At 71.9% G+C, this 20,620-nt stretch carries 14 protein-coding genes; 10 read left to right on the top strand and 4 right to left on the bottom strand.

Annotated features, from left to right (window positions below):
* The first annotated feature begins 31 nt into the window (after positions 1–31).
* From AC5P09_RS21095 to AC5P09_RS21080, 4 genes are all read left to right on the top strand, one after another.
* Positions 32–2,425 carry an MFS transporter gene (locus tag AC5P09_RS21095; protein WP_493875381.1) on the top strand — a complete coding sequence of 798 codons (2,394 nt, stop codon included), beginning with the start codon at positions 32–34 and terminating at the stop codon, positions 2,423–2,425.
* 185 nt (positions 2,426–2,610) lie between these two features.
* Positions 2,611–5,070, top strand: coding sequence for a SpoIIE family protein phosphatase (locus tag AC5P09_RS21090; RefSeq protein WP_493875380.1), 2,460 nt, complete (start codon positions 2,611–2,613; stop codon positions 5,068–5,070).
* Between the two features lie 155 nt (positions 5,071–5,225).
* Positions 5,226–5,951, top strand: coding sequence for a class I SAM-dependent methyltransferase (locus AC5P09_RS21085; protein ID WP_493875379.1), 726 nt, complete (start codon positions 5,226–5,228; stop codon positions 5,949–5,951).
* 122 nt (positions 5,952–6,073) lie between these two features.
* Positions 6,074–7,018, top strand: a complete 945-nt coding sequence (locus AC5P09_RS21080; protein WP_493875378.1) for an SMP-30/gluconolactonase/LRE family protein — start codon at positions 6,074–6,076, stop codon at positions 7,016–7,018.
* An 89-nt stretch (positions 7,019–7,107) separates the two neighbouring features.
* On the opposite strand, the gene AC5P09_RS21075 is transcribed toward AC5P09_RS21080, so the two are convergent.
* The 4 genes from AC5P09_RS21075 to AC5P09_RS21060 form a co-directional block, all read right to left on the bottom strand.
* Positions 7,108–9,711, bottom strand: coding sequence for an immunoglobulin I-set domain protein (locus tag AC5P09_RS21075; RefSeq protein WP_493875377.1), 2,604 nt, complete (start codon positions 9,709–9,711; stop codon positions 7,108–7,110).
* Positions 9,712–9,799: 88 nt separating this feature from the next.
* Positions 9,800–10,339 (bottom strand): hypothetical protein, encoded by a 540-nt coding sequence (locus tag AC5P09_RS21070; RefSeq protein ID WP_493875376.1) that lies wholly within the window; start codon positions 10,337–10,339, stop codon positions 9,800–9,802.
* 200 nt (positions 10,340–10,539) lie between these two features.
* Positions 10,540–11,496, bottom strand: a complete 957-nt coding sequence (locus AC5P09_RS21065) for a hypothetical protein (RefSeq protein WP_493875375.1) — start codon at positions 11,494–11,496, stop codon at positions 10,540–10,542.
* 63 nt (positions 11,497–11,559) lie between these two features.
* Complete coding sequence (locus AC5P09_RS21060) at positions 11,560–12,357, bottom strand: neocarzinostatin apoprotein domain-containing protein (RefSeq protein WP_493875374.1); 798 nt, start codon at positions 12,355–12,357, stop codon at positions 11,560–11,562.
* Between the two features lie 90 nt (positions 12,358–12,447).
* On the opposite strand from AC5P09_RS21060, the gene AC5P09_RS21055 reads away from it, so the two are divergent.
* The 6 genes from AC5P09_RS21055 to AC5P09_RS21030 all read left to right on the top strand — a co-directional run bounded on the left by AC5P09_RS21055 (position 12,448) and on the right by AC5P09_RS21030 (position 20,620).
* Positions 12,448–13,506: a heme/hemin ABC transporter substrate-binding protein gene (locus tag AC5P09_RS21055; RefSeq protein ID WP_493875373.1), complete on the top strand. Its 1,059-nt coding sequence runs from the start codon at positions 12,448–12,450 to the stop codon at positions 13,504–13,506.
* Between the two features lie 73 nt (positions 13,507–13,579).
* Positions 13,580–14,413: a M55 family metallopeptidase gene (locus tag AC5P09_RS21050; protein ID WP_493875372.1), complete on the top strand. Its 834-nt coding sequence runs from the start codon at positions 13,580–13,582 to the stop codon at positions 14,411–14,413.
* The gene (locus AC5P09_RS21045) at positions 14,406–15,719 is read left to right on the top strand and encodes a M20/M25/M40 family metallo-hydrolase (protein WP_493875371.1); all 1,314 of its coding nucleotides are present in this window, start codon (positions 14,406–14,408) and stop codon (positions 15,717–15,719) included. Before AC5P09_RS21050 ends, AC5P09_RS21045 begins: the two co-directional genes overlap by 8 nt.
* Positions 15,720–15,725: 6 nt before the next feature.
* Positions 15,726–17,735, top strand: a complete 2,010-nt coding sequence (locus tag AC5P09_RS21040; RefSeq protein WP_493875370.1) for a dipeptidyl-peptidase 5 — start codon at positions 15,726–15,728, stop codon at positions 17,733–17,735.
* Positions 17,732–18,655 carry a S66 peptidase family protein gene (locus AC5P09_RS21035; protein ID WP_493875369.1) on the top strand — a complete coding sequence of 308 codons (924 nt, stop codon included), beginning with the start codon at positions 17,732–17,734 and terminating at the stop codon, positions 18,653–18,655. The genes AC5P09_RS21040 and AC5P09_RS21035 overlap by 4 nt, the downstream gene beginning before the upstream one ends.
* 192 nt (positions 18,656–18,847) lie before the next feature.
* Positions 18,848–20,620, top strand: coding sequence for a CocE/NonD family hydrolase (locus AC5P09_RS21030; RefSeq protein ID WP_493875368.1), 1,773 nt, complete (start codon positions 18,848–18,850; stop codon positions 20,618–20,620).

The following is a 20,620-nucleotide window of genomic DNA, read 5'->3' as shown; positions in this document are numbered from 1 at the left end:
TTGTGCGGCAGCGCGACGAGGGGAGCGGTACGTGGGCGGGACCACTCTGGTAAAGGACGAACCGGCCGCGGCACCTCAGCCGGAAGAACCGCCCAGGGGGACGGCCGCCGAGACCGGACTGAGCCCGCGCCAGGTCCGGTTGGTCTTCCTCGGGCTGCTGCTCGCGCTGCTGTTGGCGGCGCTGGAGCAGATGATCGTCGCCACCGCGCTGCCCAAGATCGTCGGCGAACTGCACGGCCTGGACAAGATGTCCTGGGCGATCACCGCCTACCTGCTCACCGCCACCGTCGGACTGCCGATCTACGGCAAGCTCGGCGACCTCTACGGCCGCAAGGGCGTCTTCCAGTTCGCGATCGTCGTCTTCGTCGTGGGATCCGCACTCGCCGGCCGGGCGCAGACCATGGACCAGCTGATCGCCTTCCGCGCGGTCCAGGGCGTCGGCGCGGGCGGCCTCATGATCGGCGTGCAGGCGATCATCGCGGACATCGTGCCGGCCCGGGAGCGCGGCCGCTACATGGGCCTCATCGGCGCCGCCTTCGGTCTCGCCTCCGTCGCCGGGCCCCTGCTGGGCGGCTACTTCACGGACCACCTCTCCTGGCGCTGGTGCTTCTACTTCAACGTCCCCTTCGGCCTGGTCACCCTCGCCGTCGTCGCCCTCGTGCTGAAGCTGCCGAAACCGACCGCCAGGCCCCGGCTCGACATCCTCGGCGCGCTGCTCCTCGCCGCCGCCTCCACCTGCCTGGTGCTGCTGACCAGTTGGGGCGGCACCGAGTACGCCTGGGACTCGCGGGTCGTCCTCGGACTCGGCGCCGGCGCGGTGGCCGCCTGCGTCCTCTTCCTCGTCGCCGAACACTTCGCGGCCGAACCCCTCATCCCACTCCGGCTGTTCAGGGACTCCGTCTTCAACGTCACCGGCCTGGTGGGCCTCGTGACCGGTGTCGCCCTGTTCGGCGCCGCCAGCTATCTGCCGACGTTCCTGCAGATGGTCGACGGGGCCTCCGCCACCGAGTCGGGCCTCCTGATGCTGCCGATGATGGGCGGCATCGTCGGCGCCTCGATCATCTCCGGGCAGCTCATCAGCCACACCGGGCACTACAAGATCCACGCCGTCATCGGCGGGCTGCTGTCCGTCATCGGCATGTGGCTCCTGTCCCGCCTCGAAGCCGACACGCCCCGGCTGCACTACAGCATCTGGATGGCCGTCCTCGGCGCCGGCATCGGCATGGTGATGCCGGTCCTGATCCTCGCCGTGCAGAACTCCGTGCGCCCCGCCGACCTCGGTGCCGCCACCAGCGCCAACAACTACTTCCGGCAGATCGGCGGCAGCGTCGGCGCCGCGGTCTTCGGCACCCTCTTCGCCGACCGGCTCACCGACTCGCTCGAAGAACGCCTTCCCGCGCGCGCGGGTGCCAGGCTCCCCGACCCCGAGGCCATCACCCCGCAGCTCGTCCACGCCCTGCCCCCGGCACTGCGCGACGGCTACATCCGGGCGTACGCCGACGCCATGCCGCGGATCTTCCTCTACCTGGTGCCGGTCCTCGTCCTCGGCCTGCTCATCGCCTTCTTCCTCAAGGAGAAACCACTGGTGTCCTACGACGCCCCCGCCGCGGAGCCGGAGACCGCGTCCGTCAACGCCCCGGTCCCACAGGCGCGTTCGCCGTACGCCTCCCAATACCCGGTGTGCGGCTCGGTGCGGCACCCCGACGGGACGGTCGTGCCCCGTGCGGCGCTCACCCTGATCGACGTCACGGGACAGCAGATCGGGCGGGGCACCAGCGGCGAGGACGGGCGGTTCACGCTGCCGACGCCGGGCTCGGGGGCGTACGTCCTGATCGCCGCGGCGGGCGGCCACCAGCCGCAGGCCGTCTCCGTGACCGTCGGGGAGCACCCCGTCGAGCTGGACATCGTCCTCGGCGGCACCGGACGCCTCGCCGGGAGCGTGGTCACCGCGGACGGAACCACCGTCCGGAACGCCATCGTCACCCTCACCGACGCGCACGGTGAGGTCGTCGCCACCACCCGCAGCGGACGTGAGGGCGGCTATGTCGTCACCGAGCTGGTGGCCGGTGAGTACACCCTCGCCGTCGGCGCGCCCGGCTTCCGCCCGGCCGCGGTCCCCGTCACCGTCCGGGCGTCCCGGGAGACCCGCCAGGACGTCGAACTCGCCGGCGGAGCCGCGTTGCGCGGCACCGTGCGGGCCGGCGGCGGACGGCCCGTCGAGGACGCGCGCGTGACGCTGCTGGACGCGGCCGGCAACGTCGTGGACACCCTCACCACCGGCCCGGACGGGACGTTCGGTTTCGTCGATCTGTCCAGCGGCGAGTACACCGTCATCGCCGCGGGTTACCCGCCGGTCGCCACCGTGCTCCAGGTGGCCGGCGGGGGACGCACGGAACGCGATCTGCAGCTGGCACACGAGAACTGAAAACCTGTCAGTAACTTGGCCTCCTCGGGTCGTTCGCCCAGCTCAGCAGGGGCGCGCGGGGGCGTGCGCCGGCGTGATCCCACGGCATCAATTCCCGGATTGCCGCACATCGTGACCGACCGGCGCCGTACCGTGGTGAAGGCGGCACAGATCTCGCGGAGCCGTGGGGAGAGAGGGCCTGGGCCATGGACCGTGGCACCGAGAGGGACGCACCTCCCAGCCCCGGAGCTGGGAACGGCGCGGCGGAGCAGGCCGCGCCCGGCCGCATCCCGCTGGCCGTGGTCGTGGTGGACCGCGACGGCCTGGTCTCCCACTGGAGCACGGGTGCGCGCCGCCTCTTCGGCGCCGCCAAGGAAGAAGCGATCGGCCGGTCCGCGGTCGACCTGCTGCCCGTCTCCGGAGCGCTGCCGGAGGACGACGAGGTCGCGCCCTACTGGGCACACGCGGCCTACGACGGACTCGGCCCCGACCTCGAGACCTCCCTCGACGGCAGGCTGTCCTACCCGGCCGCGGGCCGCGCCCGCCTCACCGTCGCGGAACACGACCGGGCCGACGTGCTGTGGTGGGCATACCCGCTGGTCGGCCCCGGACGCGAGCGCCTGCTGGTCCTCGCCGCCGACGCGGGCGGACTGCGGCAGGACGACCCCGACGAGGACGTGGCGTTCGAGCGGATCGCGCCCGGCTTCGCCCTGCACACCGACTTCCCGGGCGCCGACGACCTGGCCCGCAGGCTCCCCGAGATCCTGCCCAGCATGAGCGTCGACGAGGGCGCCCGCATCGTCGCGCAGGTCCTCGAACTGGGCTACCCCGTCCTGGAGTTCAGCCAGAACGACCGGGTTCCGGTCACCCCCGACTGGGGCGTGCCCCGGCGCACCGAGCGCAAGGCCCGCCGCGAGCGCGCGGCCCGCGCCCTGGCCGAGGGACGGCCCGTCCCGCAGGACGTCGCCGAGGAGAGCGAGGACCTCGAGTACGCCGCCGTACGCGAGCGTCTGGAGTTCCTGAACGAGGTCAGCGGCCGTATCGGCACCTCGCTCGACCTGGCCAAGACCATCATCGAGGTCAGCAAGGCCGTCGTACCCCGCTTCACCGATGTCGCCGGCACCTATCTGCGCGAACAGGTCGTCGCCGGCGAGGAGTTCTCCGAGGGGGTTCCGGACACGACGACCATGTGGCACCGGGTCGCCCTGGAGCACACCGACGAACCCGGCCGCTGGGACGACGTCGTGCCGGTCGGCGAGGCCATGCCGTTCCCCGCGCACACGCCGTTCTTCCAGTGCATGACCAGTGGCGAACCCGTCCTCGTGCCCCGCATCAGCGAGCAGATGGGCCACGCCATCGCCTCGCAGTTCGAGAAGCGGGACATCCGCCCGCTCATCACGGGCCGCTCCATGCTGATCGTGCCCCTCAAGGCACGCAACGTAGTGCTCGGCTTCATGATCCTGCTGCGGCACCCCGAGCGCGTCGAGTTCAACGACATGGACCGGGTCACCGGCGCCGAACTCGCCGCCCGCGCGGGCCTGGTGCTCGACAACGCGCGCATGTACACCTACCAGGAGAGCGTCGCCGAGACCCTCCAGGACAGCATGCTGCCGCACATTCCGCCGCGCATGGCGGGCTGCGACATCGCCACCCGCTATCTGCCCGGCACGCTCCTCGGCCGCGTCGGCGGCGACTGGTTCGACTCCGTGAAACTGCCCGGCGCCCGCACCGCCCTGGTCGTCGGCGACGTCATGGGCCACGGCCTCAACTCGGCCGCCATGATGGGCCAGTTGCGTACGGCCGTCCAGACCATGGCCGCCCTCGACCTGCCGCCGGCCCAACTGCTGCGCAACCTCGACGACCTCGCCCAGCGCCTCGGCGACACCTACCTCGCGACCTGTCTCTACGCCGTCTACGACCCGATCGCGAGCGAACTGCACCTCGCCAACGCCGGTCACATCCCGCCCGTCGTGGTCCGCGCCCGGGACGGCGGCAGCGAACTGCTCGACCTGCCCACCGGTGCTCCCATCGGCGTCGGAGGGGTGCCCTTCGAGGCGGTACGCGTGCGCGTGGAGCCCGGCGACCGGCTCGTGATGTGCACCGACGGCCTGGTGGAGGTGCGCGGCGAGGACATCGGCGTAGGACTGGCGACGCTCTGCGAGTCCGCCGCCCATCCGGCCGCCTCCATGGACGACGCCTGCGACACGATCATCCGCGCCCTCAACACCCGCGGCGGCCGCAAGGACGACGTGGCCCTGCTGATGGCCCGCCTGAACGGCATCGAACCCGACGACGTCGCCGAATGGCGGCTCCCCCTGGACCCGGCCGAGGTCGGACGGGCCCGCGCGGTGGTCCGCGAGCAACTTCACGACTGGGGGCTGGCCAAGCTCGCGTACACCGCCGAGCTGCTGGTCGGCGAGCTCGTCACCAACGCCGTACGGCACTCCCACCACCGCCCCGTCGACCTGCGCCTGGTGCGCGGCGACCACCTGTTGTGCGAGGTGGACGACGACGACCACGAGCTGCCGACCCTGCTGAGCGCGGGGCCGGGCGACGAGGCCGGGCGCGGCCTGCGGGTGGTGAGCACCCTCGCGCGTGAGTGGGGGACCAGCCGGACGAAGGCCGGCAAGACCGTGTGGTTCGAACTGACGCTGCCGCGGCGCTGACCCGACCCCTGGGGCACAGGGGGCGCACGACGGCGCACCCGTGTGGAAAGACCCGTGAAGGAATGTGCCACGCGCTTGTGGGCGTGACCTGGGCGCGATACACCGTACTCGCCCGTCACTCGGGTCGGGCGGCGTCGCACCCTGGGGAGTTGGTCATGAGCGTGACGAGTCGGTACCGAGAGGCCTGGGAGGGCTTCTGGCGTGAGGCTCCCGGCGAACAGGGGGCCGTGATCTGGGACGCGGAGCCGATCCTGACGGCCGGCGCCCACCTCGCCCTCTTCGAACCCCACATGGTCGACCACGGACTGCCGTTGGTGGACCTCGGCTGCGGCAACGGCACCCAGACCCGGTTCCTCGCCGACCGCTTCCCGCACGTCCTCGGCGCCGACCTGTCCGCCGCCGCCCTCGACCACGCCCGGGACAACGACCGGGCCGGACAGGCGACGTACCGGCTGCTGGACGCCGCCGGGAAGGGCGAGGCGGAGACCCTGCACGCGGAACTCGGCGACGCCAACGTCTACATGAGGGGCGTCCTCCACCAGGCCGACCCGGACGACCGGCAGCCTCTGGTGGACGGGCTCGCCGCGCTCCTCGGGGACCGCGGCCGGGCCTTCCTCGTCGAGCTCTCCGAGGCCGCCAAGCCCGTCCTCATGGGCCTGGCGCAGAGCCCCGAGGGTCCGCCGCCCAAGCTGGCGCCCGTCTTCCGGCACGGCATCGCGCCCGGCGAGGTCGCCGACGACGCGATCCCCGGCTATCTGAACGCGGCCGGGCTGAGTGTCCTGGCGAGCGGTGACCTGCCGCTCGTCACCACGGAGTACCGGCCCGACGGCACCCGGATCGAACTTCCGTCGAAGTGGCTGGTGGCGGCGCGGGCGGCGTGACGCCGGTGGCGGTCGGGGTCACGGGGAACTCCGCGCGTCGCAAAAACGTTGCCAACTTACGGCATTGTCAACGTAGTTGTTGTCGTAGTTGTCAACGAAAACCATGCCATGGAGGTCCCACCATGACCCCGACCCACCCCCGCCCGACCCGGCGTGCCGTCCTCGGCGGCACCGCCCTGGCCGCCCTGGCCGTGACGGTCGGCGCCGGTCCGGCGAGCGCGACCCCGAAGGCCACCTGGCCGACGGAGTTCCCGCTCCCGAACGGCTGGCTTCCCGAGGGCATCGCCATCGGCAGCAAGCCGTACGCCTACCTGGGTTCCCGTGCCAACGGCGCGATCTACCGCACCGACCTGCGCACCGGAGAGGGCAAGGTCCTCTTCGCGGGCGGCACCGGCCTGATCTCCGTGGGCCTGAAGACCGACCACGACGGACTGCTGTACGTCGCCGGGAACACGGGCGTCGCCCGGGTCCACGACTCCCGCACCGGCGAACTCCTCGCCACCCACCAACTCACCGAGGCCACCGGCCACTTCATCAACGACGTCACCCTGCTCGGCGACCGAGCCTGGTTCACCGACTCGCGCGACGCGGCCCTGTACGGCGTCCCGCGCGGCGGCAGGTCCGGCGACATCCGGGTCCTGCCGCTCACCGGCGACTGGACGCAGTTGCCGGGCGTCAACAACGCCAACGGCATCGTCGGCACGCCCGACGGCCGCGGTCTGATCGTGGTCAAGAGCACGCCGGGCGAGCTGTACAACGTGAACGTCAGGACCGGCGTCGCCACGAAGATCACACTGGTCGGACAGGCGGACGTGGTCAACGGCGACGGTCTGTGGCGCATCGGCCGCACGCTGTACGTCGTACAGAACCGCCTGAACCTGATCAGCGTCTGGGACCTCGACGCCAAGGCCACCACCGCCACCCTGCGCAAGACGATCACCGACCCGCGCTTCGACGTGCCCACCACGGCCGCCCGCTTCGGTGACCGCCTCTACCTGGTCAACGCGCGCTTCACGACGACGCCGACGCCCGAGACGACGTACAACGCCGTCGCGGTCTCCCTGTGACCCTGCGCGGACAGTGCTGACCCCGCGCGGACAGTGATTCGCCCTCCGGTGCAGGTGGCACCGGAGGGCGAATCGCCTTGAAACCGCCGTCAGTTGGCCGTGCGGCCGCGGCGGTACGCCACCCAGCCCGCGCCCAGCAGCGCCGCCGCGAGCGCGGCGACGGACAGCACGGTGACGCCGGTGGAGGCGAGGCTGCCGCCCGTGGTCGAGGTGCCCGTCGTGCCCGTGCCGCCGGTCGTGGAGCCGGAGGTGCCGCCGCCGGTGGTGCCGGTGCTGCCGCCCGTCGTACCGGAGGAGCCGCCCGTGCCGCCCGTGTCACCGGTGCCCGGGTCGGTGTCCACCGGGTCCTGGCCGACGAAGGCGACCGGGACCTTCACGTCCTGGGAGCGGTCGCCGGAGAGGGTGTGGTCGGCGCGGGTGGCGAGCACGCAGGTGGCCTTGAAGCAGTCGGTGAACTCGTCCTTGGCGTCCACGGTCAGCTCGACCTCGAAGGAGCCGCCCGCCTCGTACGGGGTCGCCAACTCCTCGCCGTAGTCGGGCGGGTTGGAGGAGATCCACGCCGAGGAGTGGGACGCGCCGGACATGTCGACGCCGCCGATACACGGCGTGGGCAGCTCGCCGTCGCCGTTGTCGACGCACAGGGCGACGTAGATGCCCTTGTCCTCGTCGTAGCCGGAGCCGGTGATCTTCAGGGTCTGGTCCTCGGTGGCGAGGTTGTTGACCGGGGTGACGGTGAGCTTCTGGCCCTCGGGGCCGGTGACGGTCTTCGTGCCGGACGGCTCGTCGTCCTCGCCGCCGTTGTTGCCCCCGTCGGTGCCGTCGCCGCCGGCCTCGGTGACCGTGAGGGTGAGGGGTGAAGTACGCGTCGTGCCCACCGAGTTGGTGAACTCGGCGCGGTACTCGTAGCCGTCCTGTGCCGCCTTCGCGGTGAAGGAGTACGCGTTCTTCGTCGCGCCCTCGACGGCGTTCCAGGTCTGGCCGCCGTCCGGGCTGACCTGCCAGCGCACGGTCGGCTCCGGGGTGCCCTCGGCGGCGGCGACGAACGTCACCTCGTCACCCGGGGCCACCGACTGGTCGGTGGGGGACTGGGTGACCTTGGGGGAGACGCGGCGGTCGAGCTTGACGACCTTGCTCTCCGCCTGGTGGGTGAGGTAGACGGACGTGGCGCCCGGGGCGACGGCGATGCCCGCCAAGGTGCCGGCCCGGCTGCCCGGAAGGGAGACCGGTTCGGCGGCCTGCTTGAAGGTGGCGCCGTCGAACACCTGCAGGGAGCCGACGTTGTCCGAGCCGTTGTCGGCGTTGCCGTAGTCCTCGCGCAGGACGAAGGCCTCGCCGGTGGTCCGGTCGAACCCGGCCGCCGTGGGCCGGTCGTTGCCGTTGCCCTTCAGTGTGGTCAGCAGTTTGGCGTCCTTGTCGAAGACGAGCACGTCGTCCCCGCTGCCCACCCAGACGTTGCCGGTCGCCGGGTCCGGCTCGACGAAGAACACGGACGCCGCCGGGAGTTCGGCCGTGGCCGTGACCGTGAAGGAGCCGGTGTCCACGCGGCGCAGCTGCCCGCCCGTGACGCCGGCGGACCAGGCGGCCTTGTGCTCGGCGTCGACGCCGAGCAGGGCCCCGTCGTCGAGGGTGAGGGTGCGCTTGACCGCGCCGCTGGTGATCTCCAGCTCGGAGAGGGCGGGGCCCTGCGCGACCAGGACGGTCGAGGCGTCGGTGCCCTGGCCCATGCCGGTGATCGTGGCGCCGGTCAGCCACACACCCTTCGCGGCCGGGTCGCCGTCCTTGGCGGTGCCGATTCCCCGCAGCGGGTAGTGGAACACGACCCCGTCGCCGGAAATCGGTGCGACGACCTGGCGGACCACCCGGGCGGCCAGGGTGCCGGTGGAGCCGGGGGCCTGGGCGATGTGGCTGAGGACCCTGCCGTCCTTCGCGTCGAGGACATACAGACCCTGCTCGGCCACGTCCGCGGTGTCGACGATGTTGTCCGAACCGACGTACAGCTTCCCCGAGTCGGGGTGCAGCAGGAGGTCCAGAGGCCGCCCAGCGGCGGTGAACTCGGCCGACTTCGCAAAGCTGACCGTGCCCGCCGGTACGTCCACTCCGTCCCCGCCGCCGTTCCCGTCGCCGGGATCCTGGCCCTGGAAGGTGAGGGGGATGCGGACGTCCTGGGAGCGGTCGCCGGTGCCGTTGTGGTCGACGCGGGTGACGACCGAGCAGGCGACCTGGAGGCAGTCGAGACCGCCGTCCTTGGCCTTGACCTCGAGCTCGACGTCGAAGGTGCCGCCCTCGCCCCAGGGGATGGCGACCGTGCCGGCGCCCTCGTCCGGGGCGTCCACCGGGATGATCCACTTCGAGGCGCCGCTGTCGCCCTCCTGGTCGGCACCGCCGAGGCAGGGGGTGGGAATGCGGTTGTCGCCGTTGTCCTTGCACACGGCGACGTAGATGCCCTTGGTGTCGTCGTAGGCCTCGCCGGTGACGCGGAGGGTCTCACCGGCCGGGTCCAGGCCGGCGGAGGCGGAGACGGTGAGCTGCTGGCCGTCCTTGCCGAGCGCCGTCCTCGGCGTGTCGGCGGCCTGCGCGGCAGATCCGACGGTGACGGCCGTCGCCGCGGCCGCCACCAGGGCGGCGGCGCCGAGGAGCGCCGCCGGGCGTCTGAGCCGGGGGCGCGCCGCCCGGGCCGTCGTGTCGTCTTTCATGAAGGGTTCCTCACTGGTCGGGTGCGCCCGGCACTCCGGTCGCGCGAGAGCCGGGCCCCGGGTGCGAGGGGCCCGGTCCGACGGGCGCCTACTGGAAGGTGATCGGGACGTGCACGTCGTACTTGCGGTCGTTGGTGTCGAAGTGGTCGGCGCGGGTGACGATCGCGCAGGTGACGTCGTCGCCGCAGACGCTGCCGTCGTCGAGGGTGGCCTTGACGTAGATCTGCACGCTGAAGGTGCCGCCGGTACCGAACTTGGAGCTGTTGGCGAACATGCCGCCGAAGGTGTTGTTGACCCAGTGCGAGGCGCCGGTGGAGCCGTCCTCGTCCTGGCCGCCCAGGCACGGGGTGGGCTTGTTGACGCCCGGCGCGCCGTCGATCACGCACAGGCCGACGTAGATGCCCTGGCCGGTGTTGAAGCCGGAGCCGGTGACGGTGATGACCTGGCCCGCCGTGGCGGCCGTGTTCGGGGCGGTCACCGACAGGTTGTAGGTGGTGCTGCCGTCGACGATCGTGCGCGTCGAGGTGGCGGCGGAGGCGGAGGTCGCCAGGCCCAGGGTGAGGGCGGCGGAGGCGGCGACGGCGAGGGCGGCACGGGCTGAGGTACGGGCGGAAGGAACGGCTCTCATGGTGAGCACTTCACCTCTCTGGGTGCTGCGGAACCCCGTGGGGGGTTAGGTAAGGCAAACCTAAATACGATTTCCCGAAGCTTGTCAACAGAAGGCAAAGAGTTCTCAAGTGGCTTGGAGAACAACGGAGTTGGGCATGGCGAGGGGCGGACCGTGCGGCCCGCTCCTCGATGCGAATTCGCTCCCGCCAACACGCCGGATCAGCCCGAGGCCGGCCGGACCTCGAACTCCGTGAGCGCCCTGCGCTCCCCGGAGACGGTGTAGAGCTCGACGGTGTGCGCGCCCGCGGTGGCCGTCGCGTACACCGGGAAGACCAGGGAGACGCGGCCCTGCGCGTCGGCGACCGCCTGGTACCGGGTGTCCTCGTCGATCGCGACGAGCACCACCTCGCCGGGCTCGAAGCCCGCGCCGGTGGTTTCCTGTTCGCCGCCCGCCTCCAGACCGGCGTGGGCCACCGCGGCGGAGGGCTCCGCCTGCTGCTGCGGCGCCGTCCGCTGTCTCTCCGGCGTGGTGGCGCTCGGGGACGGTTGCGGCGTCTCGGCTGGCCGCGCGGGGACCTCGGGCGCGTCGTCGGCGGCGCCCGTTCCCACGGTCACGTCGAGAAGACCGAGACCGTCCCCCTCCGCGAACCGCCGCCCGCTCCACTCCGACAGCAGTCGGGCGCCCTCGTCCATGAGGGCCGCCCGCAGTCCGGTCCAGGTCACGCCGCCCGTACGTACGGCGGGTGCGGTGTCGCCGGGTGTGACCCGGGCCAGGGCCAGTTCCCGTGCCTCGCCGCCGACGGCCGTACGCGCGTACAACGCACCGGCGCCCTCCCGCAGCTCCAGCCGCAGGCCGCCGAAGGCCAGGGGCTGCGCGGCGCCGGCCAGTCGGGCCGTACCGGCCAACTCGACCTCCGCCTCGCCGGTTCCGGGGTTCGCGCCGCCGCCGGTGGCCGGGAACCAGGCGCGGTCCGCGGATCCTCGTACGGCGGGCTCGGTGACGTGGAACGAGACGCCCTGGTCGGCGAGTTCGGCCTCGGCCGTGCTCCAGCTCGCGTACCCTCCGGACACCTCACGGGGGAACGCCGCGCTGTCCTGCGCGGCCGCCATGCCCGGGCTCAGCAGTGCGAGCAGGACGCCGCCCGCCAGAGCGGCGGCGCCGGGTCTTTTCACCATCTTCCATCTCCTTCTGGGATATGAGGTCGGGTCGCTGTCGGCGAGCGCGTTCCCGTGCCCGCCTCAGCCGGCGCTCGGGTCGCCCGCGTGCCCCGTCCGGCGCCGACGCGCCCAGAACCAGGTGCCGGTACCGGCCGCGACCAGACCGGCCGCGGTGAGCCCGATCATCAGGGCGGCGGAGCCGGTGCTGGCCAGCGGTCCGCTCGACGTCGGGTCATCGGTGTCGCCCGAACCGCCCGTCGTGCCGCCGCCCGTGGTGCTCGCGCCGGTCGAGGCGCCGGGCGTCGCCGAGGCGGTGCTGTCGCCCGGCGCGCCCGCGCCGCTGCCGGCGAACGTCACCGGGATGCGGGCCGTCTGGCTCTGGTCGCCGCCGCGCGTGTGGTCGTTGCGGGTGATCACCGCGCAGGTCACGCCGGACTTGGTGCAGTCGGTGTTCGCGTCCTTCGCGCGCACCTTGAGCTGGACGCTGAACGTGCCCTTGTGTCCAGTGCCTCCGTACGGCTTCGCCAGACCCTCGCCGTACGACGGCGGATTGGAGGAGACCCACACGGACGCCCCCGACTCGCCGGACATGTCGACACCGCCGACACACGGCGTGGGCGTCTTGCCGGCGCCGTTGTCGACGCAGAAGGCGACGTAGATGCCCTTCTCGGTGTTGTAGCCGGTGCCGGAGACCGTCACCGTCTCGCCCGCCGGGTCGAGGCCGGAGGCCTTGGAGACGGTGAGTTTCTGCCCCTCGGGCCCTGTCGCCGACGTCCCCGCGGCCACCGCGGGCGAAGCCGTCGCAAGCGTCAGAGCGATCGCCGCGAGCGCGGCGGAAGCTGCAACTCGCCTGCCATGCAGGCCACTTGCCCCATTCACGTCAACACCCCCACCAGAAGTTATTAAGGTAAACCTAACCTAAGCTACTCCTCCATTGCAGGGGACCCAGGAGACTCGAAAGGCCGAGCGATGCGTATGTCCGGTAGATCCCAACAATCCGCGCGGCGCCGGGTCTTCGCCCCCGTCGTCCTGGCCCTCGCGCTATTGACGGCCGCCTGCGGTGGTGGCACCGGTTCTTCGGGAACCCCGGGCGCGGACGCGTCCCCGGCGTCCGCGAGCGAGCGGGCCGCGGCGGCCGAGAAACAGCTCGCGAAGAACACCCTCCTGCCCCTCGAAGGCAAGGCGCCCGCACCGCGGTTGCCGGTGACCGTCGACTCCTCCGACGGGCGGAAGGTGACCGTGAACGACGCCTCGCGCATCCTGCCGCTCAACGGCGGTGTGGCGGAGATCGTGTTCACGCTGGGGCTCGGCGACCGGGTCGTCGGCCGGGACATCACCGCCACCTTCGCGGAGGCGAAGAAGCTCCCGCAGGTCACCAAGGCGCACGACGTGAGCGCGGAGAGCGTGCTGTCCCTGCGGCCCACGGTGGTGCTCGCCGACACCGACACCGGGCCGCGGGAGGCCATCGACCAGATCCGCGACGCCGGTGTTCCCGTCGTCGTCCTCGACCCGGCGGCCGAACTGGCCGACGTCGCAACGCGTACCACCCGTATCGCCGAGGCCCTGGGCGTCCCGGAGGCGGGCAAGGCCCTCAACGACCGTATCGACAAGGAACTCGCGGCGGCGAGGGCGGCCGTGCCGCAGGGCAGCAGGCCCAAGGTGGCCTTCCTCTACATGCGGGGCAGCGCGGCCGTCTACCTCATGGGCGGGAAGGGGTCGGGTGCGGATTCGTTGATCGACGCGGCGGGTGCCGTGGACGCGGGTGTCCAGGCGGGCCTGGACAAACCGTTCACACCGCTCACCAGTGAGGCCCTGGTGTCCGCCCAGCCCGACGTGATCCTGATGATGGACAAGGGGCTCGCGTCGGTCGGCGGCGTCGACGGCCTGGTCGACATTCCGGGGATCCGGGAGACACCGGCCGGGGCGGACCGGCGGATCGTGACAGCGGAGGACGGGGTTCTGCTGAGCTTCGGACCGCGTACCCCGCTGGTCATCGACATCCTCGTGGACCGGATCCACCAGGACTGAGGGCGGGGCCGTTCTCGCGCCCGGGCGGATGCTTCCTGGCCGCTCGTCCCATCCCCGCGTAACGTGACGGGGCATGAAGATCCTGATCAGCGCCGACATGGAGGGCGCCACCGGGGTGACCTGGCCGGCCGACGTACTGCCGGGGACACCGCAGTGGGAGCGGTGCCGCTCGATGTTCACCTCGGACGTCAACGCCGCCGTCCTGGGCTTCTTCGACGGCGGCGCGGACGAGGTGCTCGTCAACGAGGCCCACTGGACGATGCGCAACCTCCTCCTCGAACAGCTCGACGAGCGGGCCGAGATGCTCACCGGGCGGCACAAGTCGCTGTCCATGGTGGAGGGCGTGCAGCACGGAGACGTGGACGGCATCGCCTTCGTCGGCTACCACGCGGGCGCCGGCATGGAGGGCGTCCTCGCCCACACCTACCTCGCCAACTCCATCACCGGCGTGTGGCTGAACGACGTACGGGCGAGCGAGGGGCTCCTCAACGCGCACGTCGTCGCCGAGTACGGAGTGCCGGTCGTCCTCGTCACCGGCGACGACGTGGCCTGCGAGGACGCCCTCGGCTACGCCCCCGAAGCGCTGAAGGTCGCCGTCAAGGACCATGTGTCGCGGTACGCGGCCGTGTGCCGTACGCCGGCCAGGACCGCCGCCGACATCCGCGCCGCGGCGAAGGAGGCGGCCGGGCTGGCGAGGCGACAGGATCCGGTCGACGGCGGACCGTATACAGTCGCCCTCGAATTCGACGCCGAGCACCTCGCGATGGCCGCCACCGTCGTGCCGGGTGTGGCGCGTGTCGGAGAGCGGAAGGTGGCGTACACCAGCCGCACCATGTACGACGGGATCCGCACCTTCAAGGCGGTCACCACGATCGTCTCGGCCGCGGTGGAGGAGCAGTATGGCTGACCAGCCCGACCAGCAGGCCCTGGACGAGGTCGTCGAGTTCACCTCCGACCTCATCCGCATCGACACCACCAACCGGGGCGGCGGCGACTGCCAGGAGCGGCCCGCCGCCGAGTACGCCGCCGCCCGGCTGGCCGAGGCGGGCCTGGAGCCCACCCTGCTGGAGCGCACCAAGGGCCGTACGAACGTGGTCGCCCGCATCGAGGGCACCGACCCGTCGGCCGACGCGCTGCTCCTGCACGGTCATCTGGACGTCGTACCGGCCGAGGCGCGGGACTGGAGCGTGCACCCGTTCTCCGGGGAGATCCGCGACGGGGTCGTCTGGGGGCGCGGTGCGGTCGACATGAAGAACATGGACGCGATGATCCTCGCCGTGGTGCGGGACTGGGCGCGCAGCGGAGTACGGCCCCGGCGGGACATCGTGATCGCGTTCACCGCCGACGAGGAGGCCAGCGCCGAGGACGGCTCGGGGTTCCTCGCCGAAGAGCACCCCGGCCTGTTCGAGGGCTGCACGGAGGGCGTCAGCGAGTCGGGGGCGTTCACCTTCCACGACGGGAGCGGGCGGGAGCTCTACCCGATCGCCGCCGGCGAGCGCGGCACGGCCTGGCTGAAGCTCACCGCGCGCGGACGGGCCGGGCACGGCTCCAAGGTGAACCGGGACAACGCCGTCACGCGTCTCGCCGCCGCGATCACCCGGATCGGCGAGCACGACTGGCCACTGCGACTGACCCCGACCGTACGCGCCGCCCTCACCGAACTCGCCGCGCTGTACGGCATCGAGACCGACCTCGCCGACGTGGACGCCCTCCTGGACAAGCTCGGCCCGGCGGCCGCACTGGTCGAGGCGACCGTCCGCAACAGCGCCAACCCGACCATGCTGGACGCCGGTTACAAGATCAACGTGATTCCGGGGGAGGCCGTGGCGTACGTCGACGGACGGTATCTCCCCGGCGCCGAGGGCGAGTTCCACACGACCCTTGACCGGCTCACCGGACCTGACGTGGAGTGGGAGTTCCACCACCGGGAAGTGGCCCTGCAGGCGCCGGTGGACTCGGTGACGTACGCGAGGATGCGGGCCGCCGTCGAGGAGTTCGCGCCGGAGGGACACGTGGTGCCGTACTGCATGTCCGGCGGCACGGACGCCAAGCAGTTCTCCCGCCTCGGCATCACCGGCTACGGCTTCGCGCCGCTGAAGCTCCCGGAGGGCTTCGACTACCAGGCCCTCTTCCACGGGGTCGACGAACGCGTACCCGTCGAGGCGCTCCACTTCGGCGTCCGGGTACTCGACCGCTTCCTGCGCACGGCCTAGCCGAACATGGGGGACGAAGTGCGGACGTTGGCGTACGGTTCCTGGCCCTCGCCCATCGACGCGGCGCTCGCCGCCGCGCACGACGGGCATCCCGAGTACGTCGGCTTCGTCGGCGACGAGCCGTGGTGGACCGAGCCACGGCCCACCGAGGGCGGCCGGCGCACCCTGGTGCGGCGCCGCGCCGACGGCACCGAGGAGTCGGTGCTGCCCGCGCCGTGGAACGTGCGCAGCCGGGTCATCGAGTACGGCGGACAGCCCTGGGCGGGGGCGGTGGTCGACGGCGAACCGCTCGTCGTGTTCGTGCACTTCGCCGACCAGCGGCTGTACCGGTACCGCCCGGGCGGCGTGCCCCGCCCGCTGACGCCGGTGTCCCCGGTCGGCGGCGGGCTGAGATGGGCCGACCCGCAGGTGCTGGTCGACCGCGGTGAAGTGTGGTGCGTACTGGAGGAGTTCACCGGCGACGGACCCGTCGACGTGCGGCGGGTGCTCGCCGCCGTGCCGCTGGACGGTTCGGCGGCACAGGACCGGGACGGCGTACGCGAACTCACCGACGAGCGGCACCGCTTCCTCACCGGGCCCCGGATCTCGCCCGACGGGCGGCGCGCGGCCTGGCTCGCCTGGGACCACCCGCGCATGCCGTGGGACGGGACGGAGCTGGTCGTCGCCGGGATCGGCGGGGACGGGACCTTCCACGGGGCGCGGACCGTGGCCGGCGGGCCGGAGGAATCGATCGCGCAGGCCGAGTGGTCGACAGACGGCCGTCTACTGTATACAGCCGACCGTTCGGGTTGGTGGAACCTGTATGCAGAAGACCGAGTACCGAATGAAGTGGACGGTGTACCGAGCGCGGAACGCGGCGTACCGCTCTGCCCCCGAGAGGAAGAATTCGGCGGCCCCCTCTGGAAACTGGGCCACCGCTGGTTCGCCCCGCTGGAGAGCGGCCTGATCGCCGTCGTGCACGGCCGAGGCGCCACCACCCTCGGGGTCCTCGACCCGGAGACCGGAGAGGTGGTCGACGCGGCGGGACCTTGGACCGAGTTCGCGCCCACCCTCGCGGTGCACGGCGACCGGGTCGTCGCCGTCGGGGCGAGCCCGCGCAGCGCGTACGAGGTGGTCGAACTGGACGCCCGGACCGGCCGCGCCCGGGTGATCGGCGCCGCCCATGACGACGTCGTGGACCCCGCGTACTACCCCGAGCCTCAGATCCGCACCTTCACCGGACCCGCCGGGCGTGACATCCACGCCCACGTCTACCCGCCCCACAACCCCGGGTGTGCGGCGCCCGGCGACGAGTTGCCGCCGTACGTCGTCTGGGCGCACGGCGGTCCCACCGGCCGGGCGCCGCTCGTGCTCGACCTGGGCATCGCCTACTTCACCTCGCGGGGCATCGGTGTCGCCGAGGTCAACTACGGGGGCTCGACCGGGTACGGCCGGGAATACCGGGGCCGGCTGCGCGAGCAGTGGGGCGTGGTCGACGTGGAGGACTGCGCGGCCGTGGCGGTCGCCCTCGCCGACGAGGGCACCGCCGACCGCGACCGGCTCGCCGTGCGCGGCGGCAGCGCCGGCGGCTGGACCGCGGCGGCCTCGCTCGCCGGCACCGACGTCTACGCCTGCGGCACGATCATCTACCCCATCCTCGACCTGGCCGGCTGGGCGACGGGGGAGACCCACGACTTCGAGTCGCAGTACCTGGAGAGCCTGGTCGGGCCGTACGCCGAGGTGCCCGCCCGGTACGCGGAGCGCTCGCCCACCGAGCACGCCGACCGGGTCACCGTGCCCTTCCTGCTGCTCCAGGGGTTGGACGACGTGATCTGTCCGCCCGCGCAGTGCGAGCGCTTCCTGGCTCGCATGGAGGGACGGCGGGTGCCGCACGCCTACATCGCGTTCGAGGGGGAGGGGCACGGGTTCCGGCGGGCGGAGACCATGATCCGGGTCCTGGAGTCGGAACTCTCCCTGTACGCCCAGGTCTTCGGGCTGAACCCGCCCGGCATCCCGACCCTGGAGCTCGCCAAGTGAAGCCACTCGTACGGCCGTCCAGACTCGCCCCGGGGGCCCGCGTGGCCGTGGTGGCGCCCAGTGGGCCGGTGGCGGAGGACCGCCTGCAGGCCGGGCTCGACATCCTGCGCGGCTGGGATCTCGACCCGGTGGTCGCGCCTCATGTGCTGGACGTGCACGGCGAGTTGGGCTATCTGGCGGGTTCGGACGCCGAGCGCGCCGCCGACCTGCAGCAGGCCTGGTGCGACCCGTCCGTGGACGCGGTGCTGTGCGCGCGGGGCGGATACGGGGCGCAGCGGATGGTCGACCTGCTCGACTGGGAGGCGATGCGGGAGGCCGGCCCGAAGGTGTTCGTGGGGTTCAGCGACATCACGGTGCTGCACCAGGCGTTCGCCACGCGGCTGGGTCTGGTCACGTTGCACGGACCGGCGGCCGCCGGCGTCGACTTCGTCAAGAACGCCGGGGCGCAGGAGCACCTGAAGGCCACGCTGTTCGCTCCGGAGACCGTTCGCACCCTCGCCTCCGCGGGTGCCGCCCTGGTTCCGGGACGGGCCCGTGGCGTCACCCTCGGCGGCTGCCTGAGCATGATCGCCTCCGACCTCGGCACCCCGCACGCCCGCACCTCGGCACGCGGCGGGCTGCTGTTCCTCGAGGACGTGGGCGAGCAGGCGTACCGCGTCGACCGGATGCTGACCCAACTCCTGCGCGGCGGATGGCTCGACGGTGTGACGGGGATCGCGCTCGGCTCCTGGGCCGGGTGCGGTCCGTACGGCGCACTGCGCGCCGTCCTCGCCGACCGGCTCGGCGGCCTCGGTGTCCCCGTGGTCGAGGAGTTCGGATTCGGGCACTGCGAAGGGGCGTTGACCATACCCTTCGGCGTGACCGCCGAACTCGACGCCGACGCAGGCAGGTTGACGCTTGACGAAGCGGCTCTGCGCTGATCGCGGCTCGCTGAATTCTCGTCAAGAAACACTCGTACCGGTGATTGACCTCGCCTGACACGTGTCACACCATGACTCCGACTGGTACTTACCGGTCGGTAAGTCGGGTTGTCCTCGGTGTGGTCGTCCGTCCTCAGTGTGGAGGTCTACGTGTCCCGTCGTGTGCGCAGTTCCCGAATGCCCAGTTCCCGAATGCCCCGTTCCCGAGTCCCGCTCGCTCTCCTGCTCGGCGCCACTCTCACCGCACCTGTCCTGCTCCCCGCTCCGGCCGCCGCCGCGACCGGCCAATACACGGTCACCGCACTGAAGTTCACCGTCCAGGCGGGCGGCCGCACCTGCACGGTCGACGCCGACCTGTACCGGCCGGCCGGTGTGGACCGCGCCCACCCCGCACCCGCCGTGCTCGCCACGAACGGCTTCGGCGGCAGCAAGGCGGACGGCCAGACCGACGCCATCGGCAAGGCCTTCGCCCAGCGCGGATACGTCTCGCTCGTCTACTCCGGGCTCGGCTTCGGCAGGTCCGGCTGTCTCATCTCGCTCGACGACCCGACGATCGACGGCGCGGCGGCCGCACAGCTCGTCGACTTCCTGGGCGGGAAGCGGGCCGCCGACGACGGCACGCAGGCCGACTTCGTGACCCTCGACGCGCCGGGCGACCCACGCGTCGGCATGGTGGGCGGCTCCTACGGGGGTGCCATCCAGCTGGCGACGGCCGCCGTCGACCACCGGGTGGACGCCCTCGTACCCGTGATCACCTGGAACGACGTGTCCTACTCGCTCGCCCCGAACAACGTGGCGGGCAACAAGAGCGTGCCCGGTGCCTTCAAGTGGCAGTGGACGAACGGTTTCTACCTGATCGGCGAGGGCCAGCCGCTGCTGGAGCCGAGCCTGGACCCGTCCCGCATCAACTCCCTCGCCTGCCTGCACTTCGTCACCAAGGCCTGCGAGACCGTCCGCACGCTCAACTCCGGGAGCTACCCGGCGGGGCGGACCGCCGAGATGCTCGCCTACGCCCGCAGCGTGTCGCCGGTGTCGTACCTGAGCCGGGTGAAGGCGCCCACCCTGCTGGTCCAGGGGCAGGCCGACAGCCTCTTCAACCTCAACGAGGCGACGGCGACGTACAAGAGCCTCAGGGCACAGGGCACGACCACCAAGATGATCTGGCAGTCGTGGGGACACAGCGGCGGGACCTCCGACCCGGCCGCCGGTGAACTCAACCTCTCCCAGGGCAACTTGGAGACCAGTTACGTCGGCAGGCGGATCCTCGCCTGGTTCGACCGGTATCTGGGCCGGCGCACGGACGTCGACACGGGCCCGGCCTTCGCCTACTACCGGGACTGGATCACCGACCCGAACGGCACCTACGCGACGGCCGACCGGCTGCCCGCGCCGAGCCGCACGCTGTACCTGTCCGGCGACGGCAAGCTCGTCGACAACCGCAGAAAGGTGGCGCGAGGCAGTCGTACGTACACCAACTGGCTGGTCGCGACGAGCCATTCGGAGAACTCGCTCTACGGAGTCCTCGGGCTGCCGGACCCGGCGCCCTATGACACCAAGGGTACCTACCTCGGCTGGACCAGCGAGCCGCTGACCCGCACCACCGACGTCGTGGGCGCGCCCAGGGCCACGCTCAAGGTGGTCTCCCCGAAGGCCGAGCGCACCCAGAACTCCGGCAACGCCGCCGACAGACTGGTCCTGTTCGCCAAGCTCTACGACATCGCCCCCGACGGCACGAAGACGCTGGTGCACCGGCTGGTCGCGCCCGTCCGCGTGCCCGACGTGACCAGGAGCTTCACGGTGACGCTGCCGGGGATCGTGCACCGCTACGAGAAGGGGCACCGGCTGCAGTTCGTGGTCGCGGCGAGCGACGACGCGTACTTCGGGAACCGGGGGATCAAGCCGGTGACCGTGGTCAGCGCTCCCCGGGACACGGGAGTGCTGGAGCTGCCGGTCGCCGGGGACTGA

Source organism: Streptomyces sp. a15, assembly GCF_059026085.1.
The sequence above is the reverse complement of the archived record's forward strand: the minus strand, read 5'-3'. Positions and strand labels throughout refer to the sequence as shown.

What these genes read in the sequence shown, in the direction of transcription:
- AC5P09_RS21030 (WP_493875368.1), top strand. Translation starts at nt 18,848, where the DNA reads ATGCCCCGTTCCCGAGTCCCGCTCGCTCTCCTGCTCGGCGCCACTCTC.
- AC5P09_RS21055 (WP_493875373.1), top strand. Translation starts at nt 12,448, where the DNA reads ATGCGTATGTCCGGTAGATCCCAACAATCCGCGCGGCGCCGGGTCTTC.
- AC5P09_RS21070 (WP_493875376.1), bottom strand. Translation starts at nt 10,339, where the DNA reads ATGAGAGCCGTTCCTTCCGCCCGTACCTCAGCCCGTGCCGCCCTCGCC.
- AC5P09_RS21075 (WP_493875377.1), bottom strand. Translation starts at nt 9,711, where the DNA reads ATGAAAGACGACACGACGGCCCGGGCGGCGCGCCCCCGGCTCAGACGC.
- AC5P09_RS21045 (WP_493875371.1), top strand. Translation starts at nt 14,406, where the DNA reads ATGGCTGACCAGCCCGACCAGCAGGCCCTGGACGAGGTCGTCGAGTTC.
- AC5P09_RS21080 (WP_493875378.1), top strand. Translation starts at nt 6,074, where the DNA reads ATGACCCCGACCCACCCCCGCCCGACCCGGCGTGCCGTCCTCGGCGGC.
- AC5P09_RS21050 (WP_493875372.1), top strand. Translation starts at nt 13,580, where the DNA reads ATGAAGATCCTGATCAGCGCCGACATGGAGGGCGCCACCGGGGTGACC.
- AC5P09_RS21090 (WP_493875380.1), top strand. Translation starts at nt 2,611, where the DNA reads ATGGACCGTGGCACCGAGAGGGACGCACCTCCCAGCCCCGGAGCTGGG.
- AC5P09_RS21040 (WP_493875370.1), top strand. Translation starts at nt 15,726, where the DNA reads ATGGGGGACGAAGTGCGGACGTTGGCGTACGGTTCCTGGCCCTCGCCC.
- AC5P09_RS21065 (WP_493875375.1), bottom strand. Translation starts at nt 11,496, where the DNA reads ATGGTGAAAAGACCCGGCGCCGCCGCTCTGGCGGGCGGCGTCCTGCTC.
- AC5P09_RS21085 (WP_493875379.1), top strand. Translation starts at nt 5,226, where the DNA reads ATGAGCGTGACGAGTCGGTACCGAGAGGCCTGGGAGGGCTTCTGGCGT.